Source organism: Syntrophorhabdus sp., assembly GCA_012719415.1.
Lineage (GTDB): Bacteria > Desulfobacterota > Syntrophorhabdia > Syntrophorhabdales > Syntrophorhabdaceae > Delta-02.
Window position 1 is genome coordinate 45,249 of record JAAYAK010000320.1, and the last position, 6,519, is coordinate 51,767.

Sequence of the window (6,519 nt, forward strand, 5' to 3'; positions counted from 1 at the left end):
ACTCTGACCCGGGAATTACATTTCGACGCGCGTGATCACGCCGTGGAGTTTGTTCAAAGGGAGGTCGTGGAACTGGATGAAGGGCGGGGTCAGCCTCTTTAAGATCGCGAACACCTTCCACAGGGGCCTGTCCGTCGCTATCTCTTCAAGACCGTAAAAGATGACCTTTTCATTGATCCCCGCCTCCTTCATGATCTCTTCGATCTTGACGACCTCCATGTATCCCATTTCTATCCGGAACGCTTCAAGCCCGTCAGCCAGCGCATCCTGGAACGAGCTCTGCACGCCGAAGGGCTGATCGAGGGTCTTTATGGAGACGATGACGTTCGTTTCGTAGATGATGTGGTTCCGGAACATGGTGTGGACAATATAAGGAGGTATCATCTGCGGGTCACGGGCAAAGTAGAGGGCGGTCCCACGGATCTTGTTGAGCTCGCGGTAGACCTGGTTGTAGCTCTCCAGGAACACGTCAAGCGGCAGGGGCCGTATCCGGCGGTAGAGCCTGCGCTGGCCCGCCGTGTACACGAGCATGACCAAAAGAGGAATGAGGGCGATGATGATGGACCAGTACCCGCCATGGGGTATCTTATAGGTGTTGGAAATGAGAAATGCAAGGTCGACGAGCGTCACCAGGATGGCGACGGTCATCTTGAACCATTCCCGGCGCAGGTGGAATATTGCCGTCATCATGATCCCCGTCAGCGCCATGGTACCCGTGACGGCGAGGCCGTAAGCGGCGGCCAGGCGGTGCGACTCGCGGAACTCGACCATTATGAAGAGGACCGAGAGAAGGAGGAACCAGTTGACGAAACCGATGTATATCTGCGACCGCAGCCTGGGCGAGGTGTATTCCACCTTGAACATGGGAAGGAGCCGGGTGTTGATACCCTGGTAGACTATGGAGAACATGCCGCTTATCATGGCCTGTGACGCGATGACCGTGGCGATGATGCTGAGGATAAGGAAGGGCACATACAGGACAACGGACTGACTGAGGATCATCCCGAAGAGCGCGTTCGATGTGCCGCCATGATGCGTGAGGATGAACGAACCCTGCCCGAGGTAGCTCAGGGCCAGGGCAAAAAAGACGAAATACCATGCGCGTATGATGGGTTTGCGGCCGAGGTGCCCCATGTCCGCGTACAACGCCTCGCCCCCTGTCGCGCAGAGGATGACCTCCGAGAGGACGAAGAAACCGGCAATACCCTCGTGCCAGAGAAATCTGGCGGCGTACCAAGGGTTCAGGGCCTTGAGGACCGAGGGGGTGTGTATGATGGACAGGATACCGGACAGCGAAAGCGCGAGGAACCAGATCACCATGAGGGGGCCGAAGGCCCCGGCCACCCTGTCCGTACCCTTTTTCTGGAAGGCGAAGAGTATGATGGCAATGATGCCGGCAATCGCTATGAGTGTCGTCTGCCGTGTTCCGCTGAAACCCGGTATGAGGAGTATGCCCTCGACGGCGCTCAGGATGCTGATGGCGGGAGTTATCACGCCATCTCCGGCGAGGAGGGATACGCCGATGAAGGTGATGACGGTGACGAAGACCATGGAACGGGTCTTTTTCAGAAGGCGCACGAGCATTCCCCTGAGGACGAACGCGCCGCCTTCACCTTTCTCGCCGAGGCTCATGGCCAGCCACGCGTATTCGATGGTCACAAGGACCGTCATTGTCCAGAGGATAAGTGAAAGGACCCCGATGACATTCGCCTCCGTGGGCTTCATCAGGAGGAATATGATCGTGATGGTGTATATGGGACTCGTCCCGATGTCCCCGAAGACGAGTCCCAGGGATCGTACGATCTCTTTGATGCCGGAATCCTTGCTTTTTGTCGTCGGGGAGGTGGTTTCCATGGGGTCTCAAGGTTCCCTGATATGTGGCAGTCTGTATTCTAGACCCAATCAAGGAGAAAAGCAACGTTCGCCATGTCTGAGGGGCGGGAAAAATGCGTTGACAGGGAGGGCCGCATTTTCTATAGTGTGTTTCGAAGCGCACAGGTTAGCGATTGTATGACCATGCTGGAAGGCGGCGGGACCATGAAGACGACCAAATGTTCATCAGTTCCATTTTCCGGCCTTTTGCCAGCGCTTTCCCTCCCGGGACCTTTCGGCCCGCCTTATCGGCTATTTCCTGTCAGTGAACCTTCCGGGCCCCGATGCCGACCACACGATATGCGACCGCCATTTCCCGGGGACGAAGAGGGCTTAGGAAATTTGATTGACACCCTTTTTGGAATAAGTTCTAATGTAGTCAATCCTGTTTTGGAAGTAAATTGATATAGAATGCACATAAATATCGGTTTTAATAGTGAAGTAAAGCGTTTTTCAAAGCAGGCGATAATGAGGGAACAATAAATACCATATCTCGAAGGGGAGTCATGGAAAAGATTTGCATAGTTAAACGGAGAAAGACGACAGCGCAGGCAACGCAGGATCCTGTTGTTGAGATCCATACGGCTCCACCTGTCACGAGCCCGGTCAGCGACCAGGAAGTCACCGAGATAGAGCAGATCCCCGAAGTATCAGCCCCGGCTCCTACCGCAGGTTCGCCGGAAAGCTTCAACATTCAGGACGGGGATCACCTCATATTCAAGGAAGTGGCGGGGGAGGAGGAGCAGATCTTTTCCATTCAGCTCAGCCCCCAGCAGTCCGAGATCGTCCAGTCCATGAACTGCATCAAGGACCTCTTGAGCGGCAAGCATCACGGGGTCAAGATGTCTATGGAGCAAACAGCCGACGGGAGCACAGCATTCAATTTCCACTTCAAGCCCGTCTACACGACACGCATGCTGAACCCCAACGATGTTTCCACGATGCTCCAGATAAGCAAGAGCATGCTGTACCGCCTGGTGAAGGAGAAGGAGATCAAGAGTTACAAGATAGGGAAGCTCAGGCGGTTTCTCCTTGAAGATGTTGTGGATTATTTGAGCAACAGTCTGCAGATGTAACGAAACAGCGATCATGCTGTCTGGTGGGGATATGGCAGGGTAGCCTGTTGCCCGACAGAAGGAGGACACAACACATGTACACTGAGTACTGGGGCCTGAAAAAGCCGCCATTCGACAATGTGCCGGACCCGTCGATGTATGTTGATTCTCATCTCTCAGTGGAAAACACTGTCGCAGAGACGCTCTTCGCGATCGAGGAAGGAAACGAGTGTCTCACGGTGATCGTCGGCGACGTGGGGCTTGGCAAGACGTTGTCGTTGCGCCTCATCCTCGACTCGCTCGACCAGAGCAAGTACAAGATAGCCTTTGTCACGAACCCCGATATGTCCTTCGTGCAGATACTCCGCGAGATCATAGGTCAGTTGACCGGCAAGGAGTGCGAGATCCGTGGAAAGACGGAACTCCTCGAGGTGTTCAACAAGCTTCTCTTTGAAACGGCCGATGAGGGAAAGAAGGTCCTTGTCTTCATCGACGAGGCCAATGCCATATCACCGACAAATCTCGAGAGCCTGCGGCTTCTCACGAACATGCAGGACGATACGAGAAATCTCTTCACCATAGTCCTTGCAGGCCAGATGGAGCTTGCAAAGAGGCTCGAGCACCCGAAGAGGGCGAACCTGTTCCAGCGTATCGGCACGTACAACAGGATCGAAAAGATGGACAGCGAGGAGCTTGTCAGGAACTATGTCGACTCCCGTCTGAAAATGGCGGGCGCCCCGAGGCAGATCTTCACGGATGACGCCGTCCGACGGCTCTACCAGTACTCTGAGAACGGGGTGCCCCGTCTCATCAACAAGATAGCGAAGCTGTGCCTGAAGGCGGGAGAGACGAACAACTTCGACGTCATCACCGGGGACATTGTTCAGCAGATCGGCCAGCGCTTCCTGAAGATGACAGGTCCCGCCGTGCAGAAGAAGAGCGTGAAGGAGCGGCCCGTGAGAAAAGCAAAGGCAGCCGAGCCGCCTGCAATGCAGGCCCCGGCCGTCGATGTGCCGCCGCTTGAGAAACCCGTGATGGCACCGCCTCCTCCACCACCACCTCCTCCTCCAGCGGAAAAACCCGTGATGGCAGCACCTCCACCTCCCCCACCAGTACCAGAGAGGCCCGTGATGGCACCTCCACCACCTCCACCTCCACCTCCACCTCCACCGCCTCCACCTCCACCGCCTCCACCTCCACCGCCGGTACCGGAGAAGCCCGTGATGGCGCCGCCTCCTCCACCGCCTCCACCTCCTCCTCCAGCGGAAAAGTCCGTGATGGCAGCACCTCCGCCTCCTCTGCCGGTAGAGGAAGAGACGCCGCCTCCGCCGGCGACGCCGGCTCCAACGGGGCAGTTCTTTGCCGGTCCCGCCATGCAGGGACAGGAGGCTGCGGCAGGAAGATCGGAGGTAGCGCCTGAAGTGGTGGAAGAGTTGCCCGCGCCTCCCCCCGTTATCACTCCCGCGGAAGAGAAGGAGCCGGTGCTCGAAGCCGCCCCCGAGGGAGCCGGGCTGGCAGAAGAGGAGCAACTGGAGTTCGGAGAAGAGGCCGGAGCTGTTGCCGAAGAGGTCGTGTCGGGGCCCGAGATGAAGCCTGAGGAGGTATTCAGGCCTGTTGAGGTGAAAGAAGAGGCTCCACCTGCGCCGCCACCTCCGACAGAGAGGCCCGTGATGGCACCACCGCCACCGCCACCGCCACCAACGGAGAGGCCCGTGATGGCGCCACCGCCACCGCCACCGCCACCTCCTGCACCTCAAGAGTCGCCGGAGGCATATGCCGGGGCATCCGCGGAGGGTGTGGAGGAGCAGGCGGAGACAGAGCCCGATGTGGCGGTCATCGCCGGATGCAGGATCAGAATAGAGATCCCTCCTCACATCGCGGAACAGACGGTGGGGGCCGGTGTCGATCAGAAGAGAAAGGTGGCGGGCGTTCTGGCCGCACAGACATTGGAAAAGAACCCCCAGCTCACGGCCTCGCCAACCGTCGACCCCGTCTCCATCTGGAGCGAGATATTGACGGTTATCATGAAGAGGCTGGAAGCATAACGCCGCAACCCGAGGTTACGGCCGTTGGAGCCGTTAGAACCGTTAGAACCGATTGAGCGTTGAGAATGTTGCCCCCATGAGTGAGAACTGATGGGGGTTTTCTTTTGCATGTTCCTCGGTCAGTGTGTTTTCGGGGTTGAAAGACAACGATCACAGAGCGGCAGGATGAAGCCCCTGAACGCTCAAAACGATTCCAGCGATTCCAACGGTTCTAACGGTGCCAACGGCTCTAACGGTCTTCTACTCCCCGTTTTCTTTCTGTTCCCTCGTCCTGTGGAGTTGGATCATGCCGAGAAGTTGTTTGGCCTCGCGGTGCTTGGGGTTCACTGAGGTGACGTAGAGGAGCCTGCTCCTTATTCCTTCCAGCATTGCCGGGTCAGGACTTACCCGGTACTGGAGGTATTGCAGGCGCGCCAGATTATAGTGGGCGTCTTCCTGGTAGTTGTTGATGATGAGGGAATTGCTGTACGCGAAGATGGCGTACTCGATGCTCCCCAGCGCTTCATAGATGTATCCCAGGTAATTCCATGCCGCCGTGTTGTCGCCGTTCAGTTCCACGATGCGCGCGAATGGGTCGAAGGCCTTCCTCGGCTCACCCTGCTGGATGAAAAGGCGTCCGAGATTGAACAGCGCCTTCAGATGGTGGGGGTCGATTGCGAGGGTCTGCCCGTATTCCTCGATGGCCTCGTCGAACATGTCGTGCCGGTCATACGTCGAAGCCAGGAAGAAATGGGGCTGGGCGGCGTTTGGATCGACCTCGATGGCCTTCTTCCACAGGTCGATGGCCCCGTTGTAGTCGGCCTGCATCTCGGCGATATTGGCAAGGTTGATGAAGGCCTCCATGTGCCGGGGATTTATCTTCAGGGAGTGCTCGTACATCTGTTTCGCGCTCCCGAAACGGTCCATCTTCTCGTAGGCATAGCCGAGGTTGATGTATGCCTCTATATTGTCCGGTTCCAGCTGGGTGACGCGCGCGAAATACTGCAGGGCCTTATCGTACTGCTCACGCTTGAGATGGATGAGCCCGAGATTGACATAGGCGTCGGTGTAGGCCGGATCGAGCTGTATGCACTTCTTGTACGCCTTGATGGCCTTGTCGATGGACTGCTCGAGCAGGTGGTGATGGTAGGCTTCGAGGAACCATTGCTGGGCAGTCTTCTTCGCGGTGGCCATTCGATCTCCCGCACTCACGCATGAGGCAACAACACAGTAGCAAAGCGGCGCCGACGTGTCAAGACAAAGAAGAGCAGTCTCAGGTCGCAGGTCACACGTCTCAGGCTAAGGACCTTAGAAGACGGTTTCACGCTTCACGTTCCAGGCTCCAGGCAAAGTGCAAAGGTTCCGATCTTCCCTGACACCGCAAGGGCCGTTCACTGAGGCGCTCCTCTTTCCCATCGCTCCTCACTTAATAGCCGTCATTCCGGCGAAGGCCGGGATCCAGCAAAAGCCCTGTTGCAGTAAAAAACACGCAAAGGATAACACCCCCAAGAGTTTGATAAGAGAGGTTCCTTGGAACCGTTCCCTGTGCGGTGGTCATTTACTGCCGG

Annotated in this window: 3 protein-coding genes and 3 pseudogenes; 4 read left to right on the forward strand and 2 right to left on the reverse strand. The window is 56.9% G+C overall.

The genetic code is table 11. The annotated features are described in order from the left end of the window. Positions 1-15 precede the first annotated feature (15 nt). On the reverse strand, positions 16-1,854 hold the full coding sequence (locus tag GXX82_18175; protein ID NLT24969.1) for a KUP/HAK/KT family potassium transporter: 1,839 nt from the start codon (positions 1,852-1,854) through the stop codon (positions 16-18). Between the two features lie 524 nt (positions 1,855-2,378). Here GXX82_18175 and GXX82_18180 point away from each other — a divergent pair. From GXX82_18180 to GXX82_18195, 4 genes and pseudogenes are all read left to right on the forward strand, one after another. Then, positions 2,379-2,948: a helix-turn-helix domain-containing protein gene (locus GXX82_18180; protein ID NLT24970.1), complete on the forward strand. Its 570-nt coding sequence runs from the start codon at positions 2,379-2,381 to the stop codon at positions 2,946-2,948. 74 nt (positions 2,949-3,022) lie between these two features. After that, a pseudogene (locus GXX82_18185) lies at positions 3,023-3,646 on the forward strand (AAA family ATPase). A 321-nt stretch (positions 3,647-3,967) separates the two neighbouring features. Continuing rightward, a pseudogene (locus GXX82_18190) lies at positions 3,968-4,189 on the forward strand (isocitrate dehydrogenase (NADP(+))). Between the two features lie 378 nt (positions 4,190-4,567). Continuing rightward, a pseudogene (locus tag GXX82_18195) lies at positions 4,568-4,675 on the forward strand (DUF2497 domain-containing protein). Between the two features lie 537 nt (positions 4,676-5,212). On the opposite strand, the gene GXX82_18200 reads toward GXX82_18195, so the two are convergent. Beyond that, on the reverse strand, positions 5,213-6,145 hold the full coding sequence (locus tag GXX82_18200) for a tetratricopeptide repeat protein (GenBank protein ID NLT24971.1): 933 nt from the start codon (positions 6,143-6,145) through the stop codon (positions 5,213-5,215). Positions 6,146-6,519 lie beyond the last annotated feature (374 nt).

Excerpts from the sequence above, each read along its gene's own strand:
- GXX82_18200 (NLT24971.1), bottom strand. The coding sequence starts at position 6,145 with ATGGCCACCGCGAAGAAGACTGCCCAGCAATGGTTCCTCGAAGCCTAC.
- GXX82_18175 (NLT24969.1), bottom strand. The coding sequence starts at position 1,854 with ATGGAAACCACCTCCCCGACGACAAAAAGCAAGGATTCCGGCATCAAA.
- GXX82_18180 (NLT24970.1), top strand. The coding sequence starts at position 2,379 with ATGGAAAAGATTTGCATAGTTAAACGGAGAAAGACGACAGCGCAGGCA.